This window comes from Candidatus Poriferisocius sp. (assembly GCF_965204015.1).
GTDB lineage: Bacteria > Actinomycetota > Acidimicrobiia > Acidimicrobiales > Bin134 > Poriferisocius.
The window spans coordinates 35,859-51,160 of record NZ_OZ241965.1 but is presented as its reverse complement, the minus strand read 5'-3'; the positions used below and the strand labels follow the sequence as shown (position 1 = coordinate 51,160).

Sequence of the window (15,302 nt, the reverse complement as noted above, 5' to 3'; positions counted from 1 at the left end):
ATCCACGGTAGCGGTCCCATCGGTGGTTGCTCGGGTCGCTACGATCCGGTTGATGGCGAGGCCGCGCACCCCCAAGGGCAGAGCCAAACGAACACACGAGCTGCTGGCCGAGGAATATCCGGAGGCGGTGTGCGAGCTAGACCACGAAAACGCCTTCCAGTTGCTGGTGGCCACCATCTTGTCGGCCCAGTGCACCGACAAGCGGGTGAACATGGTCACCCCCGATCTGTTCGCCGCCTATCCCACCCCGGAGGCTCTGGCCGAGGCGTCCCTGGCCCACGTGGAGGAGTTGATTCGCTCTACGGGGTTCTTCGCCACCAAGGCCCGAAACATCGTGGGCATGGCCCAAGACCTGGTCAACCACTTTGACAGCGAAGTGCCCGGCAAGATGTCCGATTTGGTGAGCCTGCCCGGCGTGGGCCGCAAGACGGCCAACGTGCTGCGCAGCGTGGCTCTGGGCCTGCCCGGTCTGCCGGTGGACACCCATGTGGCCCGCATCACCGGCCTGCTGGGCATCACCGAGCACAAAGACCCGGTCAAGATCGAGTTGGAGCTGAATCCCATGGTGCCGGCGGCCGAGCGGGGCGAGTTCTCTTTGCGGCTCATTCTCCACGGCCGCCGGGTGTGCATCGCCCGCCGCCCCCGCTGCCACGAGTGCGTGCTGGCCTCGTTCTGCCCCTCCGCGGGTGATCAATAGCGGGCTTTTGGGGACAGGCCATTAGGGTTTGGACTCGCACCCAGAATTGAAAAACAGGAGATATCACCATGCAAGCGGCACGATTGGTAGAAGGCAATCTTCGGATCTTGGACGTTCCGGCACCCGAACCGGGGTTCGAAGAAGCGCTGATTCGCATCAGCTCTTCGGGGGTGTGCCACTCCGACCTCCACTTGGCCCGAGGCGATTGGATGGGGGTCTCCGGCATCGAGGTGCTGGGCCATGAGGCCATCGGCGTGGTCGAGGCGCTCGGGCCGGGGGCAGAGCGGTATAGCCAAGTGGGCGATCGGGTGATTCTCGGGCTCGGGGGCACCGGCGGCGGCTACTGGTGCGGCGCCTGCGAGTTCTGCCTGCAGGGCGAGCCCCGGCACTGCGCGCAGACCCAGGGGATTATGGGCACTTTCGCCGAGCAGTTCTGCGTGTGGGCGAAATCGCTGGTGGTGCTGCCCGATTCAGTGGGCGACGAGGAGGCCGCGCTGGCCTGCGGAGGGCTCACTGCCTACGGAGCGGTGAAGAAGCTCTTCCGCAACCAGGTGCCCCCCGGTCGCTGGGTGGCCATCATCGGCGCAGCCGGCGGGCTGGGCCACTATGCCGTGCAGATCGCCAAGGCGCTGGGCTACAAGGTGGTGGGCGTCGATGTGGGTGCCGACCGGCTGGGGTTCGTGGAGTCGCTCGGGGCCGACATGGTGGTGAGCGCTGACGACGCTCTAGAGGCAGTGCCACGCGAGATCGGTCGGGGCGGGGTGGATGCCAGCATCGTGTTCTCCGCGGCGATGGCCGGATTCACCCTCGGATTCCGGCTGCTTCGCCCCAAGGGGCTGTTCGTGGCCGTGGGGCTACCCCCCACCAGCGAGGGCAATATCGAACTGAACCCGTTCGAGTTCTTCATGAGAGATGCCACCCTCATCTACTCCGCGGTGGGCACCGTGCAGGACATGCGCGAGCTGGTGGACATGGCCGCCGCCGGGCAGGTCAAGACCCACGTTGGACGCACCGGGGCCCTGTCAGAGCTCGATGAGATATTCGAGGAGCTCCAATCCGGCAAATACGTCGGCCGGGCGGTAATCGACGACTTGGCCAACTAGCGCCGTTTTGTTGGCGGGGTTATGAGCCCTCGGCGAGGGCGGGCATGACCTTGTCCACCACCAATTCCAGCGTCTCCCAGCCGATGGCGGGGTCGATGCCGCCGCACAGAGGATGGAGGGTGGCCGCGCCTTTGGTGCGGACCAGTTCGACGCACTGGTCGGGGGTGAGCACCTCGAATTGGCCGGAGGCCTTGAGGCCGGCCACGTCTTCGGCGTCCACATGCCAGCCCGAGCGCTGGTCGGGATACTGCCAACTGGCATAGGCCGCGGCGTCGTACAACATGTTGGGCCCGATCTTGGCCCACAGCGCGTCGGGGTCCTCGGTCACCAGCACCAGGCCGGGACCGTCGGGGGCCATGGCAAACGCCCCCTCGAATCCAATCTCAGCCGCCTCGGCGTAGTAGAGGTCCACCAACTCTTGGTCGCCGATGGGCGGCATATAGGGCAGCCGCAGTCGGGCCGCCCGCTTGGCCGATGCCGGCACCGAGCCGCCCACCATGACAATGGGGTGGGGCTGGGTCACCGGCTTGGGGGTCACCCACACGGTCCGCCCCTCGTACTCGAACGGCTCCCCGGTCCAGGCCTGCTGCATGACCTTGATGGCTTCTTCAGTGTCGCGCCCTCGGCGGGTGCGGTCTTTGCCGAACATCTCGAACTCGAACTCCCGGTAACCCAGCCCGGCGATGGTGATGAAGCGGCCCGGCGCCATCAGATCGATGGTGGCAATGTCCTCGGCCAGACGCAGCGGATCGTGATAGGGCACCAGCAGGGCCGACAGCGTGCACATCAAGTTGTCAGTGGCCCCCAGGATGGCGGCGGAGATGGCCAGCGGCGCCGACATGAACCCGTCCTCTGTGCCGTGGTGCTCGCTGGTGATGGCCCCGGCGAAGCCCCGGGTGTCGGCCCACTTCACCATCTCCAACATGGCGCGGTACTGGTCGCCATGGGTGACGTCGGTGAACGGCGGGGTTCGCAGGTCAAAGCGCAGATTGAACATTTCTTCTCCCGGTCAATTCATTGGGTACAGGTAGGTTTACAGACTTCGAGTGAGCCGGTCGAGACGGCGGGTTGCTCCTCGCAAACCTCGCTCTACTTCGTAGAGCTCAAACGACACGTCCTCCCGATCGGTGCCCTCGTAGCGCCGGGCTACTTCCGACACTCGCTCCACCAGATCACGAATAACGCTGCTCAAAGAGCTGAGCTCCGCCCCGTCCGCCGCCATCGACTTGTCGTCCACAAAGAGGTTCTACCGCAAAACCTGCCGGCTGGTTTCCTCGAGGACCGGGCAAACCCTTCGTTGTCGGTGTATTGGTGCCTGTAGTTTTGGGGGTCGTGCTAGACCGACTGGACCTGCGAGGCGCGGCCGACATCGCTGGCCGTCTTCCCCGGCCTGAGCCCATTTCGGAGGGCTCGGTGACCGCGGTCCGCGAGATCATCGCTTCGGTGCGAGCCGAAGGTGATGCGGCCCTGGCCCGCTTTACCAAACAGTTCGACGGTGCCGTCCCCCCAAGCTGGCGGGTTCCTCCAACCGAGGTGGCCGCGGCCCGAGATCGGGTCGACCCCTCACTGCGAGCTGCTTTGGAAGCGGCGGCCGACTCCATCGCTGAGTTCCATCGAGGCCAAGTGTCGAAGGAGCAGACCCACACCCGCCAGGGCATCACCATCCGCAGCTGGGACCAGCCGGTGAGTCGGGCCGGCTGTTACGTGCCCGGAGGCCGGGCCGCCTACCCGTCTACTGTGCTGATGACCGCGCTTCCCGCTCGGGCCGCCGGAGTGGACCAGGTGGTGCTGTGCGTTCCGCCGGGGCCCGACGGCCGGGTGGCCGACGTGACCCTGGCCGCGGCCGCCATTGCCGGGGTCGACGAGGTTTACGCAGTGGGCGGCGCGCAGGCCATTGCCGCCTTGGCCTTCGGCACCGAGTCGGTGGGGGCAGTGGACATGGTCGTTGGGCCGGGCAACGTATACGTCGCCATCGCCAAGCAGTTGGTGGCCGGGTCGGTCGGGGTGCCGGCGGCGTTCGCCGGGCCGTCGGAGGTTGTGGTGGTGGCCGATGGCTCAGTCCCGGCAGAGTTTGCCGCCATCGACCTCATTGTGCAGGCCGAGCACGGTCCCGACGGTTTGGCCTGGCTCATCGCCTGGGATCCCGGTGCCGCCGACGCGATAGAGGCCGCTATTGCCGATCTACTGGCCGTCGCGGCCCGCCGAGACGACATCTCGGCCACATTCGACCGCAGTGGGCACATCGTGCTCGTCGATGGTCCGACGGCCGCCGCCGAGGTGGTCAACTTCATCGCCCCTGAGCACCTGCAAGTTATGACCAATGCCCCCGAAGCGGTGATCAGCCAGGTCAGCAACGCCGGGGCCATCTTCCGCGGCCCGCTGGCGCCGGCATCCATTGGCGACTATGTGGCCGGTCCCTCCCATGTGCTGCCCACCAACAGCACGGCTCGCTTCGCCGGTGCCCTCAGCGTGCGGGACTTCACCAAGCCCATGCACGAGATTTCCGTGGACGCCGAGGGATTGGCCGCAGTCGGCCCCCACGTAGCGGCCATCGCCGACGCCGAAGGACTGGAAGCCCACGCTCAGTCGGTCCGCCTGCGCGGCATCGGCGACAAGGTTCAGGAAGGATCTGACAATGAATAGCCCCGACCGCCTGGCGGTGAGAGAAAGCCTGGCCCTCATGTCCGGCTACCACTCACCACAGCTCGACGTGGCTGTGCGGCTCAACACCAACGAGTCGCCGGTGCCCCCTCCCGAAGGGTGGGCTGAGGCTCTCCGGGCCGCCCAGGCCGACATCGATTGGCACCGCTATCCCGACCGGGGCGCTCACGAACTACGAGCCGCTTTGGCCAAGCACGAGGGTGTCGCCCCCGAACAGGTATTCGCGGCCAACGGATCCAACGAGGTGCTCCAGTGCCTGATGCTGGCGTTCGGAGGACCGGGCCGGGCTGCGCTGACCTTCGAGCCCACCTATGCGCTTCACTCCCACATCTCCCGGCTGGCGGCTACCGAGGTGGTCACCGGCGAGCGGGAGGAAGATTTTTCACTGGACGCCGACTACGCCTCGGCCATGGTGGCCGAGCACCGCCCGGCCGTCACCTTTCTCTGCTCGCCCAACAATCCCACCGGCATGGTCGAGCCCCCCGAATTGGTCGAGAGGCTGCTGGCCGACGTTTCGGCGTTGCCCGGCCTGTTGCTGATGGACGAGGCCTACGGACAGTTCGACCCTCACACCGCGGTGGATTTGGTGGACGAGAGCCGGCCGCTAGCGGTGGCCCGCACCTACTCCAAGACGTGGTCGATGGCCGCCGCCCGCCTCGGCTATCTAGTCGCCCCATCGTGGGTGGTGGCCGAACTGGAGAAATCGGCGTTGCCCTACCACCTCGACACCATGAAACAGATCGCCGGGCGCCTGGCCCTCGACTACGAGGACGAGATGAACGAGCGGGTCGGCATGCTGGTGGCCGAGCGGGAGCGGATCGCCGCCGCGCTCGACCAGCTCCCAGTCCGCCATTGGGCGTCGGGGGCTAACTTCATATTGCTGCGGCCCGACTCCGGTGATGGCGAGGCGGTTTGGGAAGGTCTCGTGGAACGGTCGGTACTCGTGAGAAACTGTTCTTCTTGGCCCCGGCTGGCCGGTTGCCTGCGGGTTACCGTGGGATCCCCGGCCGAAAATGACGCGTTCCTGTCCGCTCTGCGCGAGGTGCTGACATGACAACCCCAACTCGAACTGCCACCGCCACCCGGTCTACCGCGGAGACCAGCATCGACATTGCCATAGACATCGACGGCGACGGTCAGGGCACTGCGGCCACCGGGCTGCCGTTTTTCGACCACATGCTGAGCCAGCTCGGCCGCCACGGCGGGTTCACGCTGGGAGTGGACGCAACCGGCGACCTGGAGATCGACGCCCACCACACCGTGGAGGACGTGGGCATCCTGCTGGGATCGTGCTTTGCCGAGGCTCTGGGCAACAAGGCCGGGGTCCGCCGGTTCGCGTCAATCGCGGTGCCGCTGGATGAGGCTTTGGTGGAGGCCGTGGTCGATCTGTCTGGTCGCCCGTTCCTGCACTACGACGTGAGTCCTCCCGGCCAGAAGATCCTGGGCGATCCGCCGTTCGATCCTCAGCTTTGCGAAGAGTTCTGGCGGGCGTTCGCCACCTCAGCCGCCCTGACCCTTCACATCACCATGGTGCGGGGCCGCAACACCCACCACATCATCGAGGCCAGCTTCAAGGCCGTGGCTCGGGCGTTGCGCGACGCCGTGCGGGTGGAGGGCACCGGTATTCCCTCCACCAAAGGGGTTCTGTGAGCAAGGGAGTTCGGTGACCAGGCCGCTGATCGCGGTGTTGGACTACGGCATCGGCAACCTCCGCTCGGCCCAAAAGAGCCTGGAACGCATGGGGGCCGACGCCCGGCTGACCGCCGATACCGGGCTGATCGCCGACGCGGCCGGTGTGGTACTCCCCGGTGTGGGGGCGTTCGGGCCGTGTATGGCTGCGCTCGAGGACACCGGACTCGACGAGCAAGCTCAGACCGCGGCGGCCGATGGCCGACCCTTTTTGGGCATATGCATCGGCTTGCAGCTCCTCTACGAAGAGTCTGAGGAAGCGCCCGGTACCGCTGGTCTCGGCATCTTGCCCGGCACCGTGCGCCTGCTGCCCGGCAACGTGAAGCGGCCCCAGATGCAGTGGAATCGCCTGGAGGTGCGAACTCCCAGCCCCCTGCTCGAAGGGCTGGACGACGCCTGGGTGTACTTCGTTCACTCCTACGCCGCACCGATGGACGAGAGCGTGGTCGCCACCTGCGACTACGGCGGTCCGGTGGCGGCGGTGGTTGCCGACGGCAACGTGGCGGCAACCCAGTTCCACCCCGAGAAATCAGCCCGTCCCGGCCTGCGGCTCCTGGAGAACTTCGTAAGCCAGGCCCGAGTCGCAGCCGTGGGAGCGTGAGATGCAGCTCTTTCCGGCCATTGATCTGCGGGGTGGCCGTTGCGTGCGGCTCTACCAGGGGTCGTACGACGCCGAGACCGTCTACAGCGATGACCCAGTAAGCCAGGCCCAACAGTTTGCCGACGCCGGGGCCTCGTGGCTGCACGTGGTGGATTTGGACGCAGCCCGCACCGGGGAGCAGGTCAACCTGCCGGTTGTCGCCGCCATTGCCGATGCTGTGGACGTGCTCGTGCAGTCCAGCGGCGGCATCCGCAGCATGGACGCGGCCTCCGCCCTGGCTGACGCCGGCGCGTCCCGGGTAGTGATCGGCACCGCCGCGGTGGAGAACCCCGAGTTGGTGGAGCAAGTGGCCGCTCGGCAGCCCGTTGCCGTGGGATTGGACGCCCGAGGCCGGGAGGTGGCCACCCACGGTTGGGAAAAGGGCGGTGGGGGAGACCTGCTGGAGCTGGCGGCCCGCTTTGAATCGTCCGGGGCCGAGGCGGTGGTGGCCACCGAGATCAGCCGAGATGGGACTCTGAGCGGTCCCGACATCGAAGGCCTGACGGCGGTGCTGGCTGCCACCGGACTCGCAGTGATCGCATCAGGCGGGGTGGCGTCGCTGGACGACCTGACCGCGTTGTCCGCTATCAGCGATGGCAGGCGGAGGCTGAGCGGAGTCATCGTGGGCCGGGCGCTGTATGAGGGGTGTTTCACCGTGGAGCAGGCCCTGGAGACGCTGGCCTCATGAGTGCTCCGGCAACCGTGCCCAGCAATGCCCGAGTCATCCCCTGTCTGGATGTGGATGCTGGCCGGGTGGTGAAGGGCGTGAACTTCGTGGACCTGACCGACGCGGGCGACCCGGTGGAGCTGGCCGCCCGCTATGACCAGCAGGGGGCCGATGAGGTGGTGTTTCTAGATATCACCGCGTCGTCGGATCGGCGGGAAACCACCGTGGAGCTGGTGCACCGAACGGCCGAAGAAGTGTTCATCCCCTTTACCATCGGAGGGGGAATCCGCACGGTGGGTGACGCTCGCCTCCTGCTTCGGGCCGGTGCCGACAAGGTCTCGGTGAACACCGCAGCGGTGAACCGTCCCGAGCTAGTGGCCGAGATCGCCGACGAATTCGGCAGCCAGTGCGCGGTGGCGTCCATCGATGCCCGCCGTACCAACGGCGGTCCCTTCCCGTTCGAGGTGTTCACCCACGGGGGCCGCACCCCGACCGGGGTCGACGCCATTGAGTACGCCATCCGAGTGGCCGAACTGGGCGCAGGGGAGATCCTCCTCACCTCCATGGACCGTGACGGCACCCGGGACGGTTTCGACCTGGAGTTGACTCGGGCGGTGGTCGAGGTGACCAACGTGCCCGTGATCGCCAGCGGAGGAGTGGGCACCCTCGACCACCTGGTGGAAGGCGTGATCGAAGGCAAGGCCGACGCCGTGTTGGCCGCCTCCATCTTCCACTTCGGCGAGCACACCGTGGCCGAGGCCAAGTCCCACATGGCCACCGCCGGCATCCCCATCCGCCCTGCCGACGCCTGACCGGCAGTCGGCCCGGGACTAGAGACCGGCCAGGAACTCGTCAATCAGGGTGTTGAGCTTGTCGGTGCGGCCCACCAGGAAGTGGTCGGCGCCGCCGATGGGGTGGATTTCGGTGTTGGCCCAGTCGGCAACTGTGGAGCGGGCCTGGTCGGGGGGGTTGAACTGATCCCGCTCCGGGACGGCCAGCCACTTGGGGCGAGGGTCGGGGGCGGCCTTGAATCGGTCGGCGTTGACCACCCGAAGCGGGGGGGCCACAAGGAACCATCCGGTCAATTCGGGGGCGTCGCAGGTCAAAGCCAGGTCAGCCCCGAACGACCATCCAGCCAGCACCAGCGGGCACTCGGCATCGCCGGCTTCGGTCATGGCGGCCACCGCGGCCCGCACGTCGAGTTGCTCACCTTCGCCGAAGTCGTGCTCGCCCTCGGAGCCCCCCACCCCACGGAAGTTGAACCGCAGCACCGCACAGCCGGCATCCGACAGGTGGGTGAACAGGGTCGATACCACCAGTGAGTGCATGTTGCCCCCGTGTTGGGGGTGAGGATGGGCGATCACCACTTTGGTCCGGGGCTCGGTGGGCAGGGCCCACTGGGCCTCGAGGCTGAGGCCATCGGCAGTAGTCAATGTGGTGGGGGTCGGCGTGGTGGCGGCCATAGGGGTAGAGGTTGCTCCGAAGTCGTCGGTCATATCCCTGTCACGGTAGCGTTGGCACCCCATGGCCAAGGCAGCGAAGAGCGCGAGTCGGGTCGCTCCCGAGGACAAACTCCCCATCAAGATGCTCAACGACCGCATCCTGGTGCAGCTCGACGTCCCCGAAGGGGAGCGGCGCTCCACCGGCGGCATCCTCATCCCGGCTACCGCCCAGGTGGGCAAGCGACTGGCCTGGGCCGAGGCCATCGCAGTGGGCCCCAACGTCCGCACGGTGGAATCGGGCGACCAGGTGCTGTTCAACCCCGAAGACCGCTACGAGGTGGAGGTGCGGGGCGCCGACTACCTCATCTTGCGGGAGCGGGACATCCACGCGGTGGCCGCCCCCCGCCTCGACGAGGGAAGCACCGGCCTGTATCTCTGACAAATGGCTCTAACCGGGTTGGAGTCTGCTCCTACGATGGGGCCATGCCAGCAATCACGCCCATAGAAGCTGCCCCGGGAACGCTGGATCAGGTGACGTTCAACAGCGACGGGCTGGTTCCGGCCATCGTGCAGGATCATGACGGGGGCCGGGTGCTGATGATGGCGTGGATGAACCGGGAATCGCTGGAGCGCACCTTGGAAACCGGGCGCACCTGGTTTTGGAGCCGATCCCGCCAGGAGTACTGGTGCAAGGGAGAGACCTCTGGCGATCGCCAGTACGTGCGGGAGGCGTTCTACGACTGCGACGGCGACACCCTGCTGTTCATCGTGGAACAGGAAGGCCGCGGCGCCTGCCACCTCGGGAAGTACTCGTGTTTCTTCCGGTCATTCGACGAGCCAGTGCCGCCGTCTCCGTGATCCGGACGACACGACCGTGATCAGCCCCGGCCGCAGCCGAGCGTTCACATGACCGCGATAAGCCCCGATCGCCGTGAATTCCATCGGCTCGCCGCCGAGTGGACGGTGGTCCCGGTGTGGCGGGAGTTGGTGGCCGATCTCACCACTCCGGTGGCGGCGTTCGTCCGCACCGTGGGCACCGAGCCCGGTTTTCTGCTGGAGTCGGTGGATCACGGCGAGCGCTGGAGCCGGTTCTCGTTCATCGGGCGCCGACCCCTGGGCACGCTGGTGGCCCGCGGCCGCCAGGTGGCTGCTACCGGCGAGTTCCCCGAGGGAACCCCGCTCGACCAGGGAATTTTGGCCGCAGTGGAACACATCTTGTCGCAGTGGCGCTCTCCGGCAATCGACGAGCTGCCGCCGCTGCACGGTGGCCTCATGGGCTATCTGGGCTACGACGTGGTGAGAGAAGTGGAGCGTCTGCCCAACGTGCCCGACGACGACCAGGAGCTACCGGATGCGGTGATGTCGGTGATCGGGGAACTAGCGGTGTTCGACCACTGGCGACAGCGGGTGACCCTGATCGAGAACGTGATCATCCCCCCCGGTGCCTCATCAGCCGAGATTGATAACGCCTACGACCAGGCGGTGGCTGCCCTCGAGGAACTGGCCGCCGATGGGGCCCGCCCCGTGGCCGAGCCGCTGTTGGAGCCCCCGGAGGAAGACGAGGAACTGCCCGAGGTGGTGTCCAGCATGGGTTCGCAGAGCTTTTGCGACGCGGTGGAAGCCGCCAAAGAGCACATCTTGGCTGGGGACATCTTCCAGGTGGTGCTGGCCCAACGATATGACTTCGACCTGCAAGCTGAGCCCTTTGACGTGTACCGCTCGTTGCGCCAGGTCAATCCCAGCCCCTACATGTACTTCGTGCGCCTGCCGGAGCTGTCGCTGGTGGGCTGTTCTCCTGAGCCGATGGTGCAGCTCCTCGACGGCCGAGTCATCTCCCGTCCCATCGCCGGCACCCGCCGCCGGGGCCGCACCGACGCCGAGGAGCGCCGGATGGCCGCCGAGCTGTCGGAGCACCCCAAAGAGATCGCTGAGCACATCATGTTGTTGGATCTGGCCCGCAACGATGTGGGCCGAGTGGTGACCTTCGGCACCGAGACGGTGGACGAGATGATGACCTTGGAGCGCTACAGCCACGTCATGCACCTCACATCGCAGGTGTCAGGCGATCTGGCCCCCGGGCGCACCCCAGTGGACGTGCTAAGGGCCACTTTGCCCGCGGGCACCGTGTCGGGAGCGCCCAAGGTGCGGGCCATGGAGATCATCGACGACCTGGAACCGGTAAAGCGCGGCCCCTACGCGGGGGTGGTCGGCTACCTGGACTTCTCGGGGAACATCGACACCGCCATCGCCATCCGCACCATGGTCATCCAGGGGGAACGGGCCTCGGTGCAGGCCGGGGCCGGCATCGTGGCCGACAGCATCCCCGAACAGGAAGACCTGGAGTGCCGCAACAAGGCCCGAGCCCTCCTGTTGGCCGTGCCCGCCGCCCGGCGGATGAGCCGGAGCCGACCAGCATGATCAGCACAGCATGATTGGCTTGGCATGATAGGCCCAGCATGACCGGCCCTGTTGATCTGTCGACAACCGCGGGGGCCTGCCCCACCGATCGAGGTGTGTTGGCGGTTGCAGGGCCCGACGCCGAGGACTTCTTGCAGGGCCAGCTCAGCCAAGATGTCGCCGGGTTGGCCGAAGGACAGTCGGCCTGGTCGCTGATCCTGCAACCCCAAGGGCGCATCGACGCCTTCGTTCGGGTCACCCGCCAGGGGGCCGATCGGTTCATCCTCGACACCGACGGCCCGTTGGAGCAGGTCATCACCCGGCTCCAGCGGTTCATGCTGCGCACCGACGTGGCCCTGGAGCCGCTGGACTGGCAGTGCATCGCGGTGCGCGGCCCGGGTGCCGCGGAGGCGGCCGTCGCCGGTGAGATCGTCGGTCCGGTCCCCACCGGGGGGATCGATGTGATCGGCCCCGCGCCGCAGGTGTCGGCCGATGTGCCCAGCGTCGACCCCGAAACCCTGGAGGCCCACCGGATCAGGGCGGGGTTTCCCCGAATGGGGGTCGACATCGACGACCGCACGATTCCCGCCGAGGCCGAGGTCGTGCCCTTCACGGTGAGCTTCACCAAAGGGTGCTTTACCGGACAAGAGCTGGTCGCCCGCATGGACTCCCGGGGCAGCACCGCCCCCCGGTATCTGCGGTTTTTGACCCTCCAAGGCCGGGCCAACCTGGGAAGCGGCGACCAGATCACCAACGCCGACGGAGCCGATGTCGGCGCCGTCACTAGCGCGGCGTGGGACGCAGCCGCCGATTCAACCGTAGCGCTGGGCTATATCAAGCGAGCCGTGGAGATGCCCGCCGAGGTTAACGTGGCCGGTGGCCGGGCCCGGGCATCAGCTGTTCCTCGCTGATCGGGCACAGAACCCATTCTTTGAGGAATTGAGCCGGTAGTTTTGGAACCAGTGTTCATCAAGATCTGCGGCATTACCACCGTTGACGACGCTCTGCTGGCCACCGCCTTGGGTGCCGACGCCGTGGGCTTCATCCTGGCTCCGTCACGCCGTCAAATCGTCCCGCCCCGGGTGGAGGAGATCGCCCGCCGCCTCCCACCCGACGTTCTCACCGTGGGGGTGTTCCGAGACGAGGCCCCCCAGCGGGTGATCGAGATCGTCAACCGCTGCGGCCTCAAAGCCGCCCAGCTGTCCGGTCGGGAGAGCATGGAGGAAACTCGCCTAATCCGACAGAGCGTCCCCGCGGTGATCAAGGCCTTCCCTGGTGGCAGCCCTGCCCTGTCGGTGGCCGACCAGTACGGCGCCGACATCGTGATGGTGGACTCCGACACTCCCGGGTCAGGCCAGGTGTTCGACTGGTCTCTGGCCGAAGGAGCCCCCGGCGGTATCCGACTGCTCATGGCCGGCGGACTGACCCCGGAGAACGTGGCCACGGCCATCGCCAAAGTCCGGCCCTGGGGGGTGGATGTGGCCACCGGGGTGGAGATGTCGCCGGGGCGCAAGGATCCGGCAAGGTTGCGGGCCTTTATCAACGCCGTCCGAGAGGCCGAGCCGGCTCACTCCGAGGCCGTCGAACAGGAGCAGGACGAAGACGCCCCCTACGACTGGCAGGAAGAGCTGTTGCCGTGACCATGGCCGAGCCCGTGGGCGGACGGTTCGGGGACTTCGGCGGGCGGTTCGTCCCCGAGACCCTGGTGCCGGCCTGCGAGGAACTGGAGGCGGCGTTTCGCTCCGCCTGGGCCGATGAAGATTTCCGAGGCGAGCTGAACCGGCTGCTGGCCGACTACGCCGGCCGACCGTCGCCGCTCACCGAATGCCATCGCCTGTCCGAGGAACTCGGACTGCGCCTGTTGCTGAAGCGGGAGGACCTCAACCACACCGGCTCCCACAAGATCAACAACGTGCTGGGACAGGCCTTGTTGGCCGTACGCATGGGCAAGACCCGTTTGGTGGCCGAGACGGGGGCCGGCCAGCACGGCGTCGCCACCGCCACCGCCGCGGCCCTATTGGGCCTGGACTGCGTGGTGTACATGGGCGAAGTGGACATGGAGCGCCAAGCCCTCAACGTTTTCCGCATGCAATTGCTGGGCGCCGAAGTGCGGTCGGCGCTCTCGGGCAGCCGCACGCTGAAGGACGCCATCAACGAGGCAATGCGCGATTGGGTGGCGACCGTGGAGAGCTCCCATTACTGCCTGGGCTCAGTAATGGGCCCCCATCCCTATCCCTGGATGGTGCGGGAACTGCACCGGGTGATCGGCGACGAAGCCCGTGAGCAGTGCCGCCAGCTGCTGGGGACCGATCCCGACGTGGTCACCGCCTGTGTGGGCGGTGGCAGCAACGCCATCGGCATCTTCAGCGGCTTCGTCGACGGCGATGCCGCGCTGGTGGGGGTGGAACCAGCCGGGGGAGCGGCCATCGGCCGGGGCGTGCCCGGCGTGGTCCACGGCTCCAAGTCGTATTTGATGCAAGACGAGCACGGCCAGGTGCTGGAGGCCGAATCGATCTCTGCGGGACTCGACTACCCCGGCATAGGGCCCGAGCACTCCCATCTGGCGGCCATCGGCCGGGCTCGCTACGAGACGGTCACCGACGATGAGGTGGTGGCCGCCTTCGAGCTGATGTCGCGTACCGAGGGGATCATCCCCGCACTAGAGCCAGCCCATGCCTTGGCCTGGGTGTCGCGGGCCCGCCAGGAACTGGCCGGCCAGTCGGTGCTGTTGAACCTCAGCGGGCGAGGCGACAAAGACGTGGACCAAATGATGGGCCGCCTGGTGGTTGACGGCGGGCGAACTGAGTGAGCGCTAGACCCGGCCCTTTGGAGGCCGCCCTGCGAAATCGCCGCTCTCAGGGCGGCAAGGCAATGGTTCCCTATCTGACCGGGGGGCTGGGCGACTGGCAGGGGGCACTGGCGGCGGCCGCCGACGCCGGAGCCGATGCGGTGGAGGTGGGCATCCCGTTTTCTGACCCGGTGATGGACGGACCGGTCATCCAGGAGGCCAACGACCGGGCCTTGGCCGCCGGGATCACCCCGCTGGGTGTGCTCGACGCCCTGGGACGACTCGACATCGGCATCCCGCTGGCCGTGATGACCTACTACAACATCGCCTTCCGATTCGGGCTGGAGCGATTTGCCTCGGTGCTCGCCGAACAGGGAGTGGCTGCGGCCATCCTGCCCGATCTCCCCCTGGAGGAGGCCGGACCGTGGACCGAGGCCGCCGATGCGGCCGGAGTGGAAACCGTGTTGTTGGCTGCGCCTACCGCCTCTGATGAGCGCTTGGGCCGGATCTGCGCCCGCGCCCGGGGATTCGTCTACGGAGTTGGGCTCTTGGGAGTGACTGGAGTGCGCGACGAGTTGGCCGCATCGGCGGTGGTCATGGCCAAGAGGCTCAAGCAGATGACCGACGTGCCCGTGCTGGTGGGCGTTGGGGTGGGCACCCCCGAGCAAGCCCAGGAGGTGTGCCAGGTGGCCGACGGCGCCGTGGTGGGCTCCGCGGTCGTGCGCCGAATGCTGGACGACGGGCGTCCGATGGCGGTGGGCGAATTGATCGGGCAATTCCGCCGTGCTTTGGACTGAGGCTGAGCTTTCCTCGCTCGAACTTGGCATTTTTCCCGTGTGGGCTGCTTGACTCTTGGAACTTTGTGTAAGAAGCCAACTGAATTACACTCTGGTAATTCACAATTCAGGAGGATTCCGTGAACAAGTCAGAATTGGTCAGCACCATCAGCGAGCGCACCGGCGAAACCAAGAGCTCCGTAGAGGCTGTGCTCAACAGCCTGGAGACCGTTGTCACCGAGCAGGTGATCCTGGGCAACAAGGTGGCGATCACCGGTTTTGTGTCCTTCGAGCAGACTTCAAGGGGTGCCCGCACCGGCCGCAATCCCCGCACAGGCGAGACCATCCAAATCGCGGCAGCCAGGGGCTGCAAGGTCAGCGCCGGTGCTCGGTTGAAGGCCGCCGTCAAAGGAACCTGATCCGCCTTCGTCGGCTAAGTTTC

Annotated in this window: 19 protein-coding genes; 16 read left to right on the top strand and 3 right to left on the bottom strand. The window is 66.8% G+C overall.

What is annotated here, in order from left to right; translation table 11 throughout:
- Positions 1-52 precede the first annotated feature (52 nt).
- Entirely contained in the window at positions 53-697 is a 645-nt protein-coding gene (gene nth, locus ACOGJC_RS00235) for an endonuclease III (protein WP_419846501.1), read from the top strand.
- A 68-nt stretch (positions 698-765) separates the two neighbouring features.
- Positions 766-1,800 (top strand): zinc-dependent alcohol dehydrogenase, encoded by a 1,035-nt coding sequence (locus tag ACOGJC_RS00230; protein ID WP_419846500.1) that lies wholly within the window; start codon positions 766-768, stop codon positions 1,798-1,800.
- A 19-nt stretch (positions 1,801-1,819) separates the two neighbouring features.
- On the opposite strand, the gene ACOGJC_RS00225 is transcribed toward ACOGJC_RS00230, so the two are convergent.
- Positions 1,820-2,797, bottom strand: coding sequence for an LLM class flavin-dependent oxidoreductase (locus tag ACOGJC_RS00225; RefSeq protein ID WP_419846499.1), 978 nt, complete (start codon positions 2,795-2,797; stop codon positions 1,820-1,822).
- 36 nt (positions 2,798-2,833) lie between these two features.
- Positions 2,834-3,037, bottom strand: coding sequence for a hypothetical protein (locus ACOGJC_RS00220; RefSeq protein WP_419846498.1), 204 nt, complete (start codon positions 3,035-3,037; stop codon positions 2,834-2,836).
- Between the two features lie 95 nt (positions 3,038-3,132).
- Between ACOGJC_RS00220 and hisD the strand changes: the two genes are divergently transcribed.
- The 6 genes from hisD to hisF are packed head-to-tail and all read left to right on the top strand — an operon-like array spanning position 3,133 to position 8,269.
- Positions 3,133-4,443, top strand: coding sequence for a histidinol dehydrogenase (gene hisD, locus ACOGJC_RS00215; RefSeq protein ID WP_419846497.1), 1,311 nt, complete (start codon positions 3,133-3,135; stop codon positions 4,441-4,443).
- Positions 4,436-5,515 carry a histidinol-phosphate transaminase gene (gene hisC, locus ACOGJC_RS00210; RefSeq protein ID WP_419846496.1) on the top strand — a complete coding sequence of 360 codons (1,080 nt, stop codon included), beginning with the start codon at positions 4,436-4,438 and terminating at the stop codon, positions 5,513-5,515. The genes hisD and hisC overlap by 8 nt, the downstream gene beginning before the upstream one ends.
- The gene (hisB, locus tag ACOGJC_RS00205; protein WP_419846495.1) at positions 5,512-6,111 is read left to right on the top strand and encodes an imidazoleglycerol-phosphate dehydratase HisB; all 600 of its coding nucleotides are present in this window, start codon (positions 5,512-5,514) and stop codon (positions 6,109-6,111) included. The genes hisC and hisB overlap by 4 nt, the downstream gene beginning before the upstream one ends.
- Positions 6,112-6,124: 13 nt before the next feature.
- A complete protein-coding gene (gene hisH, locus ACOGJC_RS00200) occupies positions 6,125-6,751 on the top strand; it encodes an imidazole glycerol phosphate synthase subunit HisH (RefSeq protein ID WP_419846494.1) in 627 nt (208 codons plus the stop codon).
- Position 6,752: 1 nt separating this feature from the next.
- The gene (gene hisA, locus ACOGJC_RS00195; RefSeq protein WP_419846493.1) at positions 6,753-7,478 is read left to right on the top strand and encodes a 1-(5-phosphoribosyl)-5-[(5-phosphoribosylamino)methylideneamino]imidazole-4-carboxamide isomerase; all 726 of its coding nucleotides are present in this window, start codon (positions 6,753-6,755) and stop codon (positions 7,476-7,478) included.
- A complete protein-coding gene (hisF, locus tag ACOGJC_RS00190; protein WP_419846492.1) occupies positions 7,475-8,269 on the top strand; it encodes an imidazole glycerol phosphate synthase subunit HisF in 795 nt (264 codons plus the stop codon). Before hisA ends, hisF begins: the two co-directional genes overlap by 4 nt.
- Positions 8,270-8,287: 18 nt before the next feature.
- Here hisF and ACOGJC_RS00185 read toward each other — a convergent pair whose 3' ends face one another.
- Positions 8,288-8,953 (bottom strand): alpha/beta hydrolase, encoded by a 666-nt coding sequence (locus tag ACOGJC_RS00185; protein WP_419846491.1) that lies wholly within the window; start codon positions 8,951-8,953, stop codon positions 8,288-8,290.
- Between the two features lie 28 nt (positions 8,954-8,981).
- Between ACOGJC_RS00185 and ACOGJC_RS00180 the strand changes: the two genes are divergently transcribed.
- The 8 genes from ACOGJC_RS00180 (at position 8,982) to ACOGJC_RS00145 (ending at position 15,279) form a co-directional block, all read left to right on the top strand.
- A complete protein-coding gene (locus tag ACOGJC_RS00180) occupies positions 8,982-9,338 on the top strand; it encodes a GroES family chaperonin (protein ID WP_419846490.1) in 357 nt (118 codons plus the stop codon).
- Positions 9,339-9,382: 44 nt separating this feature from the next.
- Complete coding sequence (gene hisI, locus ACOGJC_RS00175; RefSeq protein WP_419846489.1) at positions 9,383-9,757, top strand: phosphoribosyl-AMP cyclohydrolase; 375 nt, start codon at positions 9,383-9,385, stop codon at positions 9,755-9,757.
- 48 nt (positions 9,758-9,805) lie between these two features.
- Positions 9,806-11,317 (top strand): anthranilate synthase component I, encoded by a 1,512-nt coding sequence (gene trpE / locus ACOGJC_RS00170; RefSeq protein WP_419846488.1) that lies wholly within the window; start codon positions 9,806-9,808, stop codon positions 11,315-11,317.
- A gap of 38 nt (positions 11,318-11,355) precedes the next feature.
- Entirely contained in the window at positions 11,356-12,207 is an 852-nt protein-coding gene (locus tag ACOGJC_RS00165) for a YgfZ/GcvT domain-containing protein (protein WP_419846487.1), read from the top strand.
- A gap of 51 nt (positions 12,208-12,258) precedes the next feature.
- Positions 12,259-12,936: a phosphoribosylanthranilate isomerase gene (locus ACOGJC_RS00160; RefSeq protein ID WP_419846486.1), complete on the top strand. Its 678-nt coding sequence runs from the start codon at positions 12,259-12,261 to the stop codon at positions 12,934-12,936.
- Between the two features lie 2 nt (positions 12,937-12,938).
- Positions 12,939-14,105 (top strand): tryptophan synthase subunit beta, encoded by a 1,167-nt coding sequence (gene trpB, locus ACOGJC_RS00155; RefSeq protein ID WP_419848275.1) that lies wholly within the window; start codon positions 12,939-12,941, stop codon positions 14,103-14,105.
- On the top strand, positions 14,102-14,881 hold the full coding sequence (gene trpA / locus ACOGJC_RS00150; RefSeq protein WP_419846485.1) for a tryptophan synthase subunit alpha: 780 nt from the start codon (positions 14,102-14,104) through the stop codon (positions 14,879-14,881). Before trpB ends, trpA begins: the two co-directional genes overlap by 4 nt.
- Positions 14,882-15,000: 119 nt before the next feature.
- Positions 15,001-15,279 carry an HU family DNA-binding protein gene (locus ACOGJC_RS00145; RefSeq protein ID WP_419846484.1) on the top strand — a complete coding sequence of 93 codons (279 nt, stop codon included), beginning with the start codon at positions 15,001-15,003 and terminating at the stop codon, positions 15,277-15,279.
- The last annotated feature ends 23 nt before the right edge of the window (positions 15,280-15,302 follow it).